This is a genomic window from Microbacterium sp. Gd 4-13 (assembly GCF_003095395.1).
Taxonomy (GTDB): Bacteria; Actinomycetota; Actinomycetes; order Actinomycetales; family Microbacteriaceae; genus Microbacterium.
In genome coordinates this window covers 279,052-294,474 of sequence record NZ_QEIJ01000004.1, presented here as the reverse complement: position 1 = coordinate 294,474, position 15,423 = coordinate 279,052, and the positions used below count along the sequence as shown (strand labels likewise).

Sequence of the window (15,423 nt, the reverse complement as noted above, 5' to 3'; positions counted from 1 at the left end):
TCCTAGGCGCGATTCAGAGGGTCGAATCGCGAGTGCGCACCGCCTCGAACAATCAGGCGTGGGCGCCCAAGCGCTCGGCGACGAGCTCGGCGATCTGCACGGCGTTCAGCGCCGCGCCCTTGCGAAGGTTGTCGTTGCTGATGAACAGCACGAGGCCCTTGCCCTCGGGGGCGGACTGATCGGCGCGGATGCGTCCGACGTAGCTCGGGTCGGTGCCGGCCGCCTGGAGCGGCGTGGGCACCTCCTCGAGCTGCACGCCGGGGGCGCTCGCGAGCACCTCACGCGCGCGGTCGGGCGTGATGTCACGCGCGAACTCGGCGTTGATGCTGAGCGAGTGGCCCGTGAACACCGGCACGCGCACGCAGGTGCCCGCGACGCGGAGGTCGGGGAGTTCGAGGATCTTGCGGCTCTCGTTGCGGAGCTTCTTCTCCTCGTCGGTCTCGTTGTCGCCGTCGTCGACGAGGTTTCCGGCGAACGGGATGACGTCGAAGGCGATCGGGGCGATGTACTTCTCCGGCTGGGGGAAGTCCAGGGCCGAGCCGTCGCGGACGAGCCGGTCGACGTCGCCCTGCGCGAGCACCCCCTCGACCTGGCCGAGGAGTTCCTGCGCACCGGCGAGGCCCGAGCCGCTGACGGCCTGGTAGGTGCTGACGATCAGTCGCTCGAGGCCGGCCTCAGCATCCAGCACCTTCAGCACCGGCATCGCGGCCATCGTGGTGCAGTTCGGGTTGGCGACGATGCCCTTCTTCGCCTCGCCGATCGCGTGCGGGTTGACCTCGCTGACGACCAGCGGAACCTCGGGGTCCATGCGCCAGGCGCTGGAGTTGTCGATGACGAGGGCACCGGCCTCGGCGAAGCGCGGGGCGTGCGCGCGGCTGCCGGTGGCGCCTGCCGAGAACAGCGCGACGTCGATGCCCGACGGGTCGGCCGTGGCGACGTCTTCGACGATGATGTCGTGTCCGCCGAACTCGATCGACGTGCCGGCCGAGCGGGCCGTCGCGAACAGACGCAGGTCGCGAATCGAAAACGAGCGATCGATGAGGATCTCGCGCATCACGGTGCCGACCTGGCCGGTGGCGCCGACGATGGCGAGGGAGATTCCTGAATCGGAGATGCGGGTCATGGCGTTCCTCGGATGCTGCTCGGGTCGGTTTCCGCGATTCTATCGGCGCGGCGGGCGACGCCGCCGGTCGCGAGCGTAGGAGGAGCGCCGAAGGTCGGAGGATTCCGGCCGGATCGTCCGACCTCCGGCCCTTCTCCTACCCCGGCGACACGGGTTGATGGACGATCGTTACATTCCGGGCGGGATCTCGCCCGGGGAGCGGGATCCGAGGCCTTCTGAGCGGCCTGCGCCATGTTTCCGTTCTGTAAAGGATGCGGCGTAGCGGCCGCCATTGTCGAAGCAGGCCTCGTCGGCGCCGATATCCTGGCGCCCGGACCAGCGTTGCCACCACCCCCGGCGAACCCATCGTCCACTTCCCCTCCCGGCGTCCCCCCGAACGCCCTTCTCTGCGAGGAGTCCTCATGCCCGCGAGCCTGCATTCCCTTCCCGGCCTGCCCCTGTGGGATGGAGACCGCCCCCGCGGCACCGCCACCCTCTCGTGGCAGGGCGACCGCATCACCGCGGTCGAAGAGACCGCCCCCGGCGAGTCGGAGTACAGCGTCGTCCCGGGCCTCGTCGACACGCACGTGCACCTCGACTCCTCGGCGGGAGCACCGGCGAACGACTGGCTCACGTGGCCGCTCATCACCCCCGCCTCCGAGCGGTCGCTGCATGTCGTCTCGCACGCGCGCCGTGCCGCCGCATCCGGCGTCACGACCCTTCGCGACCTCGGCGGCGGCGACGTGCAGTTCTCCGCGGCGCGCGCTCTCGCGGCCGGCATCATCCCCGGTCCGCGGCTGCTGGTGCACGGCCCGGTCGGAATGACCGCCGGGCACGGCGACCTGTTCACCCCGCCGCACTACGCGCAGCGTCCGCCCGTGGCGGACTCCCCCGACGAATGCCGTCGCCTGGTACGCCAGTGGGCGCGCTCGGGTGCGGACGGCATCAAGATCTACACCAGCGGCGGCGTGCTCTCCATGGGCGACAAGGTCGGCTGGCGCAACCAGACCGAGGCCGAGATCGCCGCGACCGTCGACGAAGCGCACGCGCTCGGAATGCTCGTCGCCGCCCACACGCACACCGCCGAGGGCGTCGACATCGCGCTGCGCTTCGAGGTCGACTCGATCGAGCACGGCACCGGCATCCTCGAGCGCCACTGGGACACACTGCTCGAGCGCAACATTCCCGTCGCCCCGACGCTGCTGATCAACGACGCCATCGCCGATCGCAAGATCCCGGTCAGCGACGACGCCGCCGAGAAGGGCCGCGCCGTCGTCACCGAACGCGACGCCAACTTCACCGGCGCCGCGGCCGCGGGCATCCGCTTCGTGCTGGGCACCGACGCGAACGGCGTGATGGTGCGTTTCGGCGATCAGCTCGAGGAGCTCCGCCTCATGAAGCAGTCGTTCGCCTGGACCAGCGAGCGTGCCATGCGCGCCGGAACCTCGGATGCTGCGGACGCCATCGGCCTCGCCGGCAAGGTCGGTCGCCTCCACCCCGGCCAGGGCGCCGACTTCCTCGTCGTGCGCGGAAAGCCCTGGGAGGACATCGACGATCTCACCGCCGAGAACATCGTCGCCGTCGTCGCCCGCGGTGAGCTGATCGCCGGCGCACTGCCCGCGTGAGCCCACGATTTCGCACCACTTGACCTGTTCCGCCCATGAAGGAGAACCCGTGACCACCCCTCGAACCCGCGGAGCGCGCCGCATCGCCGCTCCTCTGATCGCCGGCCTCGCCGTCCTCACCCTCGCCGGCTGCGCCGGTGGCGCCGCCGAGACCTCCGCCACGCCCGGCGCCGACGTCGCCCAGGACATCGTCTTCGCGCTCAAGGAAGACCCGACCTGCATCGACCCGCAGCAGTCGTCCGTGACGACCTCGCTCATCGTCGGACGCCAGCTCACCGACTCGCTGCTCGACCAGAACCCCGACACCGGCGAGATCGTGCCGTGGCTGGCCAGCGAGTGGGACGTGAGCGACGACCTCACCTCGTACACGTTCACGCTGCGCGACGGCGTCACCTTCAGCGACGGCACCCCGCTGACCTCCGACGCGGTGGCCGCGAACTTCGACGCCATCGTCGCGCTCGGCGCGTCCGCCTCGCTCGCGAACGGCTACCTCGCGGGATACGCGGGCACCGACGTCACCAGCGACACCGAGTTCACCGTGAACTTCTCGACCCCGAACGTGCAGTTCCAGCAGGGCGCCACGACGATCTCGCTCGGCATCCTCTCGCCCGAGACGGTGGCCGCGCCCGCCGAGACGCGGTGCGCCTCGGTGGCCGGCACGGGACCGTTCGTGCTCGACTCGTACGTGCCGAACGACTCGGTGAAGGTCGTCCGCCGCGACGGCTACGACTGGGCGTCGCAGCTGCGGCAGCACGAGGGCGAGGCCTACCTGTCTTCGGTGACCTTCCCGATCATCTCCGAGCCGAGCGTGCGCACCGGCGGCCTCGAGTCGGGCGAGTACGACGTCATCCAGGACGTCCCGTACGTCGACGAGTCGCGCTTCAGCACCGGCGACTACAACCTCTACGCCAAGGCGAACCCGGGCGTTCCCAACTCCCTCGTGATCAACACCACGCGGGGTCCGCTGGGTGACGAGGCCGTTCGGCAGGCGATCTCGAAGGGGCTCGACCGCGACCAGATCAACATCATCGCGGGCTCGATCAGCGGCCAGGCACCGACGAGCGTCCTGACCTCCTCCACCCCCGGCTACACCGACCTCGGCGACGTGCTCGCGTACGACGCCGACGGCGCGAAGGCCCTGCTCGAAGACGACGGCTGGACCCTCGGGTCGAACGGGATCTACGAGAAGGACGGCCAGCCGCTCACCGTCACGGTCACGGCCTTCTACGCGCAGGACGTGCTCGAAGCCGCGCAGATCGACCTGAAGAAGGTCGGCATCGACCTGCAGCTGAAGATGGTCTCCTCCGGCGACTTCTTCGGCGCGATCGCCTCGGGCGACTACGACATGCTCGGCGCCGCCCTCACCCGCACCGACCCCGACGCTCTGCGGACGCTCCTGTCCACCGCGTCGAAGTCGCGCTGGGGCATCGTCGACGACGCCCAGCTGGAGACGCTGCTGCAGGAGCAGTCGCAGACCGCCGACACCGCCGCACGCCAGGAGCTGGTCGACGAGATCCAGCAGATCGTCGCCGAGCGCGCCTACGTGATCCCGACGCTGGAGACCGTGCAGCTGCACGGCTCGCGCGCCGGCGTCGAAGGCATCACGTTCGACTCGGCCGCCCGCCTGCACCTCTACGACACCGCGGTGGTCTCGGACTGATGACACAGCCGGTGCAGCGCGTGGCGTCAGCGGACGGAGGAAGCAGGGCGGCGTCCGTCGCTCGCTTCCTGATCCCGAAGATCCTGCAGTGCCTCTTCGTGGTCTGGGCGACCTACACGGTCGCCTTCCTGCTGATCCACGCGCTGCCCGGCGACCCGGTACTCGCCGCCCTCTCCCTGCGGGGCGGCGACGCGACCTCGACCGATCCCGCCGAGCTCGACGCCCTGCGCGCGCGCTACGGCTTCGACGGTCCGCTCTGGCAGCAGTACTTCTCGAACCTCTTCGCCCTCGTGCGCGGGGACTTCGGCACCTCCATCGCGACCGGCCAGCCGGTCGGCGACATGATCGGGCGCGCCTTCCCGCACACCATCGCCGTGGCACTGTTCGCCCTCGTGCTCGGCTTCCTCATCGCCCTCGCGTTCACCGTGTGGGCGTACGTGGCCCGTCCGGCCTGGATGCGCGACGTCGTCGCGCAGATCCCGCCGCTGGGGATCGCGATCCCCGCCTTCCTCAGCGGGCTCGTGCTCATCACCGTCTTCTCCTTCGGGCTCGGCTGGTTCCCCGCATCCGGAACCAACGGGTTCGCCAGCGTCGTGCTCCCCGGGATCACCCTGGCGCTGCCGACCGCCGCCATCTTCTTCCAGGTCTTCTCCGCCGCCGTCTTCGACGCGGGAGCGAGCCCGTTCGTGTTCACCGCGAACGCCAAGGGCCTCGCCCAGCGCACGGTCGTGGTGCGTCACGTGCTCCGCAACGCGCTCCTCCCCTCGATCACGATCATCGGCCTGCAGATCGGCTACCTCGCCGGCGGCACCGCGGTCGTGGAGACCGTCTTCTCGCGAGACGGCATCGGCCGCCTCACCGTCGACGCGGTGCTCGCCCGCGACATCAACGTCGTGATGGGCGTCGTGATCGTCGTCGCCCTCGTCTACGCCGTCGTCACGCTCGTCGTCGACGGCCTGTACGGAGTCATCGACCCCCGCACCCGCACGCGCCTCGTCGGCCGGAAGGGAGCGACCCGATGACCGTTCTGCGCAAACCCGCCCTCATCCTCGCGATCCTCGTGCTGGCGCTCACGGCCGCCGCCCTGATCGCGCCGGAGCTGCTCGCCCCCTACGACCCGTTCGACTCCGTCGGCACGGCGCGGCTCGCGCCTCCCTCGCCGGAGCACCTCTTCGGCACCGACCACCTCGCTCGCGACGTGTTCTCGCGCGTGGTCTACGGCGCACGGCTGTCGTTGTTCGCCGCCGGACTGGCCGTCGTCGGCGGCGTGGTCGTCGGATCGATCATCGGCCTGGTCACCGGGTACGTCGGCGGAGCTGTGGACTTCATCGCCATGCGGTTCGTCGACGTGCTCATCGCCATCCCCGGCATCCTGCTCGCCCTCATCGTCGTCGCCTCGCTCGGCTTCGGTCCGCTGTCCATCGCGCTCGGGGTGGGGCTCGGCACCGCCGGCTCGTTCGCCCGCGTGATGCGCTCGCAGGTGCTGCGCGTGCGCGGCGAGGAGTACATCGAGGCCGCACGCACACTCGGCGTCCGGGGCCCCACGATCCTCGTGCGCCACGTGCTCCCCAACGCCGCCCGCCCGATCATCGCGATGGCCGCTCTCGAGCTGGCGCTGGCGATCCTCGCGGTGTCGGCGCTGAGCTTCCTCGGTTTCGGGGCGCAGCCTCCCGCGCCCGAGTGGGGCGCACTCGTCTCGGCGGGCCGCGATTTCGTCGCCACCGCACCGTGGCTCAGCCTGCTCCCGGGCGCCGTGATCCTCGCGATCGTGCTCGCGGTCAACCAGGTGTCGCGCTCGATCGGAGGAACCCGATGACCGCTCTGCTCTCCGTGACCGGACTCCGCGTCGACTACGGCCAGGGCCGCCGCGTCACACCCGCCCTCCGCGGCGTCGACCTCGAGATCGCTCCGGGCGAGATCGTGGCGGTCGTCGGCGAGTCAGGGTCGGGCAAGAGCACGATCGCCCACGCGATCGTGCAGCTCCTCCCGACGCAGGCCCGCGTGCGCGAGGGCGAGATCCGCTTCGAGGGAGACGACCTCGGTCGTGCGCGGCCGGCCGCGCTCCGCCGCATCCGTGGCGCACGCATCGGCTTCGTCCCGCAGGACCCCTCGCACAGCCTCAACCCGCTCATGCGCGTCGGCGAACAGATCGCGGAGACGCTTCGCCGTCACCGCGACCTGTCGAAGAAGGATGCTGCGGCCAGAGCGATCGAGATCCTCGGCGAGGTCGGCATCCCCGACCCGGAGCGACGGGCGGGGCAGTACCCGCACGAACTCTCGGGCGGCCTGCGCCAACGCGTGCTCATCGGTATCGCGTGGTCGTGCGAGCCCGCCCTCGTGATCGCCGACGAGCCCACGAGCGCCCTCGACGCCACCGTGCAGCGCCACGTGCTCGATCGGATGCAGTCGCTGGCGTCGGCGCACGGCACCGCCGTGCTGCTGGTCACCCACGACCTCGCCGTCGCCGCCGACCGGGCCGACCGCATCGTCGTGGTCGAGAAGGGGCAGATCGTCGAGAGCGGAACCGCCGCGTCGGTGCTGTCGTCTCCCTCGCACCCGTACACGCAGAGGCTGGTGGCCGCCGCCCCCGGACTCAACGCGCGTCGGCTGACGCCGACCGTGGCCCCGCGCACCGCGGAGGCCCCCGACGGCGACGGGCCGCTCCTGTCGGTCGTCGGGCTCGCCAAGACCTACGGCAGCGGAACACAGGCCGTGCGCGCCGTCGAGGCGGTCGAGTTCGCCGTCCCCCGCGGGTCGACGTTCTCGCTCGTCGGCGAGTCGGGGTCGGGCAAGAGCACGACCGCGCGCATGGTCGCGCGCATCGTCTCGTCCGACGCCGGGACCGTCACGTTCGACGGCACCGACATCACCGACCTCGCCGGTTCGGCGCTGCGGCAGCTGCGGCGCCGCATCCAGGTCGTCTACCAGAACCCGTTCGGATCCCTCGACCCGCGCATGACCGTCGAGCGGATCGTCGCCGAGCCGCTCCAGGCGTTCGGCGTCTCGCGCTCCGAGCGTTCCGCGGCGGTCCGGGGCCTGCTCGCCGACGTGCGCCTCGCACCGGAGCTGCTCTCCCGACGCCCCACGGAGCTGTCGGGCGGTCAGCGCCAGCGCGTGGCGATCGCGCGGGCGCTCGCGCTCCGCCCCGAGCTCGTCGTGCTCGACGAACCGGTGTCGGCGCTCGATGTGTCGGTGCAGGAGCAGGTGCTGCAGCTGCTCGTCGATCTGCAGGCCGAGCACGGGCTCACGTACCTGTTCATCTCGCACGACCTCGGCGTCATCCGGCAGGTCTCAGACCGCATCGCGGTCATGAAGGACGGCCGCATCGTGGAGCAGGCCGACGCCCGGCAGATCTTCGCCGCGCCCGGGCACGACTACACCCGCGAGCTGCTCGGAGCGATCCCCGGAGCCACGCGCGCCTGAGCGCCGTCGCGGGCGTAGGAGATGCGCCGAGCGTAGGAAGGTTTTCGGCGCATCGGCCTACGCCGGACGCTTCTCCTACGCCGGAGACCGCAGGATGCGGCGTCAGCGACCCGTGCCGGCGTGCACCGTGGCGTCGGTGTCGCCGTCGAGCCCGTAGGCCGTGTGCACGACGCGCGCAGCCTCGGCGAGGTCGTCGCCGCGCAGCACGACCGAGATGCGGATCTCGGAGGTCGAGATCATCTCGATGTTCACGCCGGTGAGGCTCAGGGCCTCGAAGAGCGTCGCCGAGACGCCCGAGTGCGTGCGCATGCCGGCACCGACGACCGAGAGCTTGCCGATCTGGTCGTCGTGGACGAGGTTCTCGAACCCGACCTCGGACTGCTCGGCGGCGAGCGCCTTGAGGGCGGTGGTCGCGTCGGTCTTCGGCAGGGTGAACGAGATGTCGGTGCGACTGGTCGCCGCCGCCGACACGTTCTGCACGATCATGTCGACGTTCGCACCCGACTTCGCGACGATCTTGAAGATGTCGGCCGCCTTGCCGGGGACGTCGGGCACACCGATGACGGTGATCTTGGCCTGGCTCAGGTCGGTGGCGACACCGGCGACGATGGGCTCTTCCATCTCTTCTCCCTCGGGGACGAGTTCGTGGTGGCGCGAACGGTCGAGCACCCAGGTGCCCTCGCTCGAGCTGAACGTGGATCGGGCGTGGATCAGCACACCGTGACGGCGGGCGTATTCCACGGCGCGGATATAGAGGACCTTGGCGCCGTTGGCGGCGAGTTCGAGCATCTCTTCGCTCGAGACGCGCGAGAGCTTGCGCGCCTTCGGTACGACGCGCGGGTCGGCGGTGAAGATGCCGTCGACGTCGCTGTAGATCTCGCAGACGTCGGCGCTGAGCGCCGCGGCGAGCGCGACGGCGGTCGTGTCGGAGCCGCCGCGGCCGAGCGTGGTGATGTCGCGGGTGTCGCGGTTGAAGCCCTGGAAGCCGGCGACGATGACGATCGCGCCCTCATCGAGCGCCTCTCGGAGGCGGATCGGGGTGACGTCGACGATGCGGGCGGCGCCGTGAGTGGCATCGGTGATCATGCCGGCCTGGCTGCCCGTGAACGAGCGCGCTTCGAACCCCATCGAGTGGATGGCCATCGCCAGCAGCGCCATCGAGATGCGCTCTCCGCTGGAGAGCAGCATGTCGAGCTCGCGCGGGGCGGGGATCGGCGCCACCTGCTGCGCGAGATCGAGCAGTTCGTCGGTGGTGTCGCCCATCGCGCTCACCGCGACGACGACTTCGTGCCCGGCGCGGCGGGCGTCGACGATGCGCTTGGCGACGCGCTTGATGCTCTCGGCGTCGGCGACGGAGGATCCGCCGTACTTCTGGACGATCAGCGCCATGAGGGAACTCCCGGGAACGAACGGGCGGATGCTGCGCCCACCCCGCCATTCTAGGGAGCCCCGCATGCTGTGCCCGCCATGTGACGGGGGCGACCGATTCGATGCCGGATCCGGCTCGTAGACTCGAGAGGCGGCGGCGCTCGTGAGGCCGAGGAATGCGCAGCGCCCACCCGATGAACGGAGATCCACGTGCAGCAGCGACGCCGAGGACTCCTCTCTTCTCTGACCGGACTGGTCCGCTCCGACCCGTCCGACGCGCAGATGACCGCGGTGCTCCCGATCATCGACGACGCGCTGGGAGTGCGCATCCTCGATCTCGCGATCCGCATCGGCGAGTCGATGCTGGTCTCCGGAGCCACGGCGAGCGACACCACTCTCACGATCGTGCGCGTCAGCGCCGTCTACGGTCTCGACCCCGTGCACGTCGACGTCACGTACAACTCGATCACCGTCGCCTATCACCGCAGTGACGCCGCGCAGCCGCTGACCCTGATGAGGGTCGTCCGCGGATCGGCGCCCGACCACGAGCGGCTGCTGCGTCTGCAGGCGCTCGTGGCCGAGATCGACGGGGGTCTCGCCCTCGACGGAGCGGTCGCGCGGTACCGCGAGATCCGCCGCACACCGTTCCGCTACCGCCCACCCGTGGTGATCCTCGCGCAGGCGCTGCTCGCCGTCGGCGTCGCCGTGATGTTCGGGGCGAACGGGCTGCTCATCCTGCTCGCCTTCATCGCCGCCGGCCTTGCCGCCCTCACGCAGTTCGGCCTCGCGCGGGCGAAGGTGCCGTTCTTCTTCAGCCAGATCGCCGGGGCGTTCGTGTTGACGCTGTTCGCCGCGCTGTCGCCGCTCCTCGCCGCGACCGGGTGGGAGATGGCGCAGTCCATCCGCCCCTCGGTCATCGTCGCCTCGGGGATCGTGCTGATGCTCGCGGGCCTCACCGTCGTCGGGGCCGCCCAGGATGCCATCGACGGCTTCGCCCTCACGGCGACCGGCCGCATCCTCGAACTCATCACGCAGACCCTGGGCGTCGTCATCGGCATCCTCGCCGGCCTCGAGACCGCGCGCGTCATCGGTTTCGGCATGGCACCGCCGAGCATGGCGCTCCCCCTCGGGCCGGTGGGCCTGCAGTTCGCCGGAGCCGCCCTCATCGCCATCGCCGTGGCCGTCTTCAACGGAGCGCGCAGCCGCATCATCATCGTCAGCGCGCTGCTGAGCCTGCTGGCGTGGTTCGGTTACGTCGCCGCATCCGCCATCGGATTCGACACCGCCGCCGCCAGCGGGGTCGGCGCGTTCGTGGGGAGCTTCGTGGGGGTGGTCGTCGCCTATCGTCTGCACGTGCCCTCGGTCGCCATCACGACCGCCGCGATCCTGCCGATGGTGCCCGGAGCCGCGGTCTTCCGAGGACTCCTGGGCGTCGTGGAGTCGGGCGAGAACACGGCGGAGCTCTTCACGGGCCTCACCACCCTCGTGGGTGCGGGCATCATCGGTGTGAGCCTCGCCGTGGGCGCCTCGCTCGGCCTCTACATCGGCGCGCCGGTGCGCGCGACGCTGCGCAGCGTCACCCGCACGCGCGCGCGCATCCGTCGGTGACTCTTTCGATTCGGTGACGTTTTCTGCACGCACAAGACGCCCGCCTCGTCGCGGCCTAGTCTGGGCGCGAGCGAAGGAGACGGTCATGACCCGTAAGCGAGCGATCCTCTGGTCCTCGACCGGAGTGGTGCTCGTGGCCGTCGTGGTCGTGGCCGCTGCGCTCTTCCAGCCGTGGCGGCTGTTCACGAACACGACGGTCGACGACGCGCTTCCGCCCGGAGAGACGACATCGACGTCCACCGCGACGGCCGAGCCGGCAGCATCTGCGCCGACGGAGACTCCGGCGCCGGCCGCTTCCGCAGACCCCGTGTACACCGACCTCGCTCGGGGCTCGTTCATCACCCACGAGCACGAGACCAGCGGTTCGGTGCGCCTGGTGCAGCAACCCGACGGATCCCGCGTCTTGGCGATCGCGGGTCTCGACACCAGCGACGGCCCCGATCTGCGGGTCTGGCTCTCGGATCAGCCGGTCATCGAGGGCGTCGACGGCTGGCACGTGTTCGACGACGGGCGCTATCTCGAGCTGGGAGCGTTGAAGGGCAATCTGGGCGACCAGGTGTATGAGATCCCCGCCGATGCCGATCTCGCGGGGTTCCAGAGCGTGTCGATCTGGTGCGCGCGCTTCGCCGTCTCGTTCGGCGCGGCGACCCTGGCGCCGATCTGATCGCGTCTACCCGAAGCGTCCGTTGACGTAGTCGTAGGTGCGCGGGTCGATCGGGGCACCGAACATCGCTCCGGTGTCACCGTGCTCGACGATGTGGCCGGGCTGCCCCTGCGACGCCAGGAAGAACGCGCACTGCTGCGACACGCGCTGCGCCTGCTGCATGTTGTGCGTGACGATCACGATCGTCACCTCTTTCTGCAGCTCGCCCATCGTCTCCTCGATGACGCGCGTCGAGGTGGGGTCGAGCGCCGAGCACGGCTCGTCCATCAACAGCACCTTCGGTTTGATGGCGAGCGACCGCGCGATGCACAGACGCTGCTGCTGACCGCCCGAGAGGCCGCCGCCCGGCGCGCGCAAGCGGTCTTTGACCTCTTTCCACAGTCCTGCGCTGGTGAGGGAGCGCTCGACGAGGTAGTCCTTCTCGTCGCGCGAGGCCCGCACACCCGTGAGCTTGAGACCCGCGATGACGTTGTCGTAGATCGACATCGCCGGGAAAGGGTTCGGCTTCTGGAACACCATGCCGATGTCGCGCCGCGCCTCGGTGAGTTTGCGGCTCGAGTCGTAGATGTCGACGCCGTCGAGCAGCACCTCCCCGGCGAGCGAGGCCGAGGGCACGAGCTCGTGCATGCGGTTCAGGATGCGCAGGAAGGTCGACTTGCCGCATCCGGACGGCCCGATGAGAGCGGTGACCTGCCCGGCGGGCATCGTCAGCGAGACGCGGTCGAGCACCTGGTGGTCACCGAACCACGCCGTGATCGCGTTCGCCTGGAGAGAGGCGAGGGGCTCGGCCGGCAAGACGGGCGCCGCCGCCGTCGGCAGGGGCGCCGCGGGATAGTTCGGCGTCGAGGGGGCGGGGACGTAGCCCGCCTGATCGCGGCGCAGTCGGGCGGAGTCGCTCCGACGCGACTCGGGCACCGGATCGATCACGGTCGTGATGTCGTCGGACATGGTGACGGCTTCCTTCGGGGTGGTCAGAGAAGATTGGGCAGCAGGCGCGTGACCTGGTCCGCGATGAAGAATCCCGCCAGCGCGAGCACGGGAACGAAGACGATCCACGTCTTCTGAGAACCGAAACGTCGGAACGACCACACCGCGGCGATCTCGACGGCGATGAGGAACTGCAGGGCGAACACGAGCGCCCACACCGTCGTCGTGTCGGTGGCCATCGCCCTGTCTTCGGGCGGGAGCAGTCCCGGCGTGGTCATACGCACACCGGCCGGCTGCGCGTCCGAGACGAGGCGGGCGTCGACGTAGACGATCCCGGACGGGACGTACGGGGCGCCGCGCGAGGTCTGCAGAATCAGCCTGCTCTCACCCGGGGCGAGGTTCGGCGGTGTCGGGTCGCCGGCGTATCTCACTCCGATCACCTCGAACGTCTGCAGCCCCTGCCCGGTGCGGATGAGGATCGTCTCGCCGGGATCGAGCGATGGGATCACCGAGAACGGACCGCCGAACGCGGCCGAGCGGGCCATGAGGTAGCTCACTCCCGCCTGACCCGGCAGCACGGTGTCGCGGCGATGCGCGACGCCCAGGGCCGTCTCGGCGGAGGACGAGCCCTCCACCACGACGTCGTAGAACCCGATGCTCGGGATCTCCATGATCGCGACCGGCGCGCCGTCCGCGAGCAGCACGTCGTCGAACGTGCCCTCGCTGACCGGGGCGGTGCCTGCTTGCAACTGCAGACGGAACTCGTCCGACAACCGCTGCTGCGAGACGTGGTGCTGGAGGTGGCTGAACACCGTGAGGTTCAGCACGAACATGAGGAGCATCAGCGCGAGAGTGGCCGCGATGCTTCGGGCGAGGGCCTCGCCTCGAGTGAGGGGCGGGCGCACCCGCGGGGGGACGGGCGGTCGGCGAGGCGGCCGTGGGGTGCGGGGCGGCTTCGGCGGGGCGGGGGGCCGGATGCGTCCCTTCTTCGCGGGGGGCGCGGCGTCATCCGGCTCGGCGACCTCCGGCTCGACCGGCGACTCGGCGATCGTCATGCCCACGCCCCGATCGGCTCGGCGCCCTCACGACGGCGCAGCACCAGGACGACGACCCACGCAGCGAGCCCGAGCGCCACGAGGAGGACGACGAACCACGGGAGGGCGAACACGGTGGCGTCCCGCGTGAGGGGAGTCAGTTGCACGTCGTCGACCATCTCGGGCGGCGTGAAGGTGGTGTGGGCGGTCAGGACCGTCCACTGGCCGACGCCCGGGAGCGAGGCGCTCACGGTGCGGGTCTCCCCCGGCTTGAGGGCAGCGACGGCGACATCGTCGGCCGACGAGATGCGGAGCCCGAACGGACCCTCCATCCAGAAGTCCGCCGTCGCGTCGACCGTCGACTGCGAGGTGTTGCGCACCGTGAACGACAGCTCGAGATCTCCGCCGAAGGGGTTGAACGACGGGCGGTACGACGTCGAGAGCCCGCCGATGCTCAGCATCCCGCCCAGGTCGACCTCGTCGAGCGTGAGGGACGGCAGTTCGCCGTCGGTGACGACGCCCGCCGGATCGACGCCCGCCCCGGTGCCGGGTCCGTTCTGGCGCGTCGACGTGCCGACGGGGGCGGGTCCGGAACCGCCCGACACGGTGCCGCTCGGCTTCGCGTCGCACGGTGATGTGGCAGGACCGACGATCGTGGCCGACATGTCGACCCCGCCCTCGCTCGGTGCCGGGCTGGACGATGTCGAGCAGGTCACCGTGCTCGGCGAGGACGCGACGGCCGAGCCCAGGGGAAGAGCCACGAGGGCGATGACGGATGCTGCGAGGATCGCGACCACGCGGCCCAGGCGAACGGCGCGAGCCGCACGGTGCCTCACGAGGATTCCGATCGTGTCGGGCTGGCAGCGGCGACCACGGCGGGCTCGCGCTCGTATTCCGCCTTGCGGCGCGCTTCGGCCTCGGTGTACTCGATCCACGCCCGCGCCCGACGCGCGTCGCGGCGGCGGCTGAAGACGATCCAGCCCCAGATTCCGAGGCCGAGCACGATCAGCCCGAGCAGCACCCAGGGCACCGCGAACAGGATCGTGTCGCGAGTGACGCTGGTCAGCGGTCCGGGGTTGAGCGCCTCGGCGTCGACCGACGGGTAGAGGGTGACCACGGGGTTGAGGAAGACCCACTGTCCGACGCCCGACACGGTCGTCGTGACCGTCCGCGTGCTCCCCGGGAGCATCTCGTCGACCTCGGTCTCGAGCGCAGGGGCGAGGCCGATACCGAACAGACCCTTGATCTCGGTCTTGAGATCACCGGAGAGCGCGACGTTCCCGGCGTTGCGAACGGTGAAGGTGACGGTCGCTTCGCCGGCGAGAGGGTTGATGCTGGGGGTGTACGACGCGCTCATGCCGTCGACGGTGAGATTCGGCTGGAGGTCTCCCGGAACGCGGACGTAGAGTCGCGTGCCCACGCGACGGTCGACGAGCACCTGCCCGTCATCGGCCAGCGCGGACACGACCATGCCGGCAGCGTGGTCTCCCGGTGACGCGTCGGCGGGGACGACCAGCGAGAACGGGATCTCACGGGACTCGCCGGGCTGAAGGGCGGCCGTGACAGAGGTCTCGCCGCCGAACCGCACCCAGGCGCCGGCATCGGCGGGCTGAACACCCGTGTCGAGGAGACCATAGCCGCCCTCGGCGGTGTTGAAGGCATCGGTGGCGAAGACGGTGAAGGTCTGGGCGGTCGTGCCGGAGTTGGTGACGACGTAGACGTCATCGAGGTTCTGGCCGGGGCTCATCTGGTAGCTGAAGCGCGTGCGCCCGGCGGAGTTCTCATCAGCGGCCTGCGGCTTCGCCGAGATGCCGATCGTGTCTTCGGGGGCAGCCTCGTCGGCGGCCGTGGCGGCGGGGGCGAGAGCGGCGAGCGACAGCGCGATCCCGGCGATCAGAGCGATCGCGAGGGAGCGAGGGCCCCGCGCGTTCGGGCGCGCGGAGAAGGTGATCTTGAGCACGTTCTATCTCCACAGAATTTGCTTGCCGCGATCGGTCCCACGGATGAACGAG

At 70.3% G+C, this 15,423-nt stretch carries 13 protein-coding genes; 7 read left to right on the top strand and 6 right to left on the bottom strand.

The window, feature by feature from the left end; genetic code table 11:
* Positions 1-52 precede the first annotated feature (52 nt).
* On the bottom strand, positions 53-1,123 hold the full coding sequence (locus DEA06_RS10335; protein ID WP_116647895.1) for an aspartate-semialdehyde dehydrogenase: 1,071 nt from the start codon (positions 1,121-1,123) through the stop codon (positions 53-55).
* 401 nt (positions 1,124-1,524) lie between these two features.
* On the opposite strand from DEA06_RS10335, the gene DEA06_RS10330 reads away from it, so the two are divergent.
* From DEA06_RS10330 to DEA06_RS10310, 5 genes are read left to right on the top strand one after another with little or no spacing between them, the layout of a single operon-like run.
* The gene (locus DEA06_RS10330) at positions 1,525-2,727 is read left to right on the top strand and encodes an amidohydrolase family protein (RefSeq protein WP_165817971.1); all 1,203 of its coding nucleotides are present in this window, start codon (positions 1,525-1,527) and stop codon (positions 2,725-2,727) included.
* Positions 2,728-2,776: 49 nt separating this feature from the next.
* Entirely contained in the window at positions 2,777-4,387 is a 1,611-nt protein-coding gene (locus DEA06_RS10325; protein ID WP_165817970.1) for an ABC transporter substrate-binding protein, read from the top strand.
* Positions 4,387-5,409: an ABC transporter permease gene (locus DEA06_RS10320; RefSeq protein ID WP_116647892.1), complete on the top strand. Its 1,023-nt coding sequence runs from the start codon at positions 4,387-4,389 to the stop codon at positions 5,407-5,409. The genes DEA06_RS10325 and DEA06_RS10320 overlap by 1 nt, the downstream gene beginning before the upstream one ends.
* The gene (locus tag DEA06_RS10315) at positions 5,406-6,203 is read left to right on the top strand and encodes an ABC transporter permease (protein ID WP_116647891.1); all 798 of its coding nucleotides are present in this window, start codon (positions 5,406-5,408) and stop codon (positions 6,201-6,203) included. The genes DEA06_RS10320 and DEA06_RS10315 overlap by 4 nt, the downstream gene beginning before the upstream one ends.
* Positions 6,200-7,810, top strand: a complete 1,611-nt coding sequence (locus tag DEA06_RS10310) for an ABC transporter ATP-binding protein (protein WP_116647890.1) — start codon at positions 6,200-6,202, stop codon at positions 7,808-7,810. Before DEA06_RS10315 ends, DEA06_RS10310 begins: the two co-directional genes overlap by 4 nt.
* 102 nt (positions 7,811-7,912) lie before the next feature.
* On the opposite strand, the gene DEA06_RS10305 is transcribed toward DEA06_RS10310, so the two are convergent.
* Positions 7,913-9,199 carry an aspartate kinase gene (locus tag DEA06_RS10305; RefSeq protein WP_116647889.1) on the bottom strand — a complete coding sequence of 429 codons (1,287 nt, stop codon included), beginning with the start codon at positions 9,197-9,199 and terminating at the stop codon, positions 7,913-7,915.
* 189 nt (positions 9,200-9,388) lie between these two features.
* On the opposite strand from DEA06_RS10305, the gene DEA06_RS10300 reads away from it, so the two are divergent.
* Together DEA06_RS10300 and DEA06_RS10295 are read left to right on the top strand one after the other, a co-directional pair.
* Positions 9,389-10,786, top strand: coding sequence for a threonine/serine exporter family protein (locus DEA06_RS10300; protein ID WP_240606904.1), 1,398 nt, complete (start codon positions 9,389-9,391; stop codon positions 10,784-10,786).
* A gap of 85 nt (positions 10,787-10,871) precedes the next feature.
* On the top strand, positions 10,872-11,450 hold the full coding sequence (locus tag DEA06_RS10295; protein WP_116647888.1) for a DM13 domain-containing protein: 579 nt from the start codon (positions 10,872-10,874) through the stop codon (positions 11,448-11,450).
* A gap of 6 nt (positions 11,451-11,456) precedes the next feature.
* Here DEA06_RS10295 and DEA06_RS10290 read toward each other — a convergent pair whose 3' ends face one another.
* From DEA06_RS10290 to DEA06_RS10275, 4 genes are read right to left on the bottom strand one after another with little or no spacing between them, the layout of a single operon-like run.
* The gene (locus DEA06_RS10290; protein ID WP_116647887.1) at positions 11,457-12,398 is read right to left on the bottom strand and encodes a phosphate ABC transporter ATP-binding protein; all 942 of its coding nucleotides are present in this window, start codon (positions 12,396-12,398) and stop codon (positions 11,457-11,459) included.
* A gap of 23 nt (positions 12,399-12,421) precedes the next feature.
* Positions 12,422-13,432 carry a sortase gene (locus DEA06_RS10285; protein ID WP_116647957.1) on the bottom strand — a complete coding sequence of 337 codons (1,011 nt, stop codon included), beginning with the start codon at positions 13,430-13,432 and terminating at the stop codon, positions 12,422-12,424.
* A complete protein-coding gene (locus DEA06_RS10280; protein WP_116647886.1) occupies positions 13,429-14,247 on the bottom strand; it encodes a hypothetical protein in 819 nt (272 codons plus the stop codon). The genes DEA06_RS10285 and DEA06_RS10280 overlap by 4 nt, the downstream gene beginning before the upstream one ends.
* Positions 14,244-15,371, bottom strand: coding sequence for a DUF916 domain-containing protein (locus DEA06_RS10275; protein ID WP_116647885.1), 1,128 nt, complete (start codon positions 15,369-15,371; stop codon positions 14,244-14,246). The genes DEA06_RS10280 and DEA06_RS10275 overlap by 4 nt, the downstream gene beginning before the upstream one ends.
* Positions 15,372-15,423: the final 52 nt, after the last annotated feature.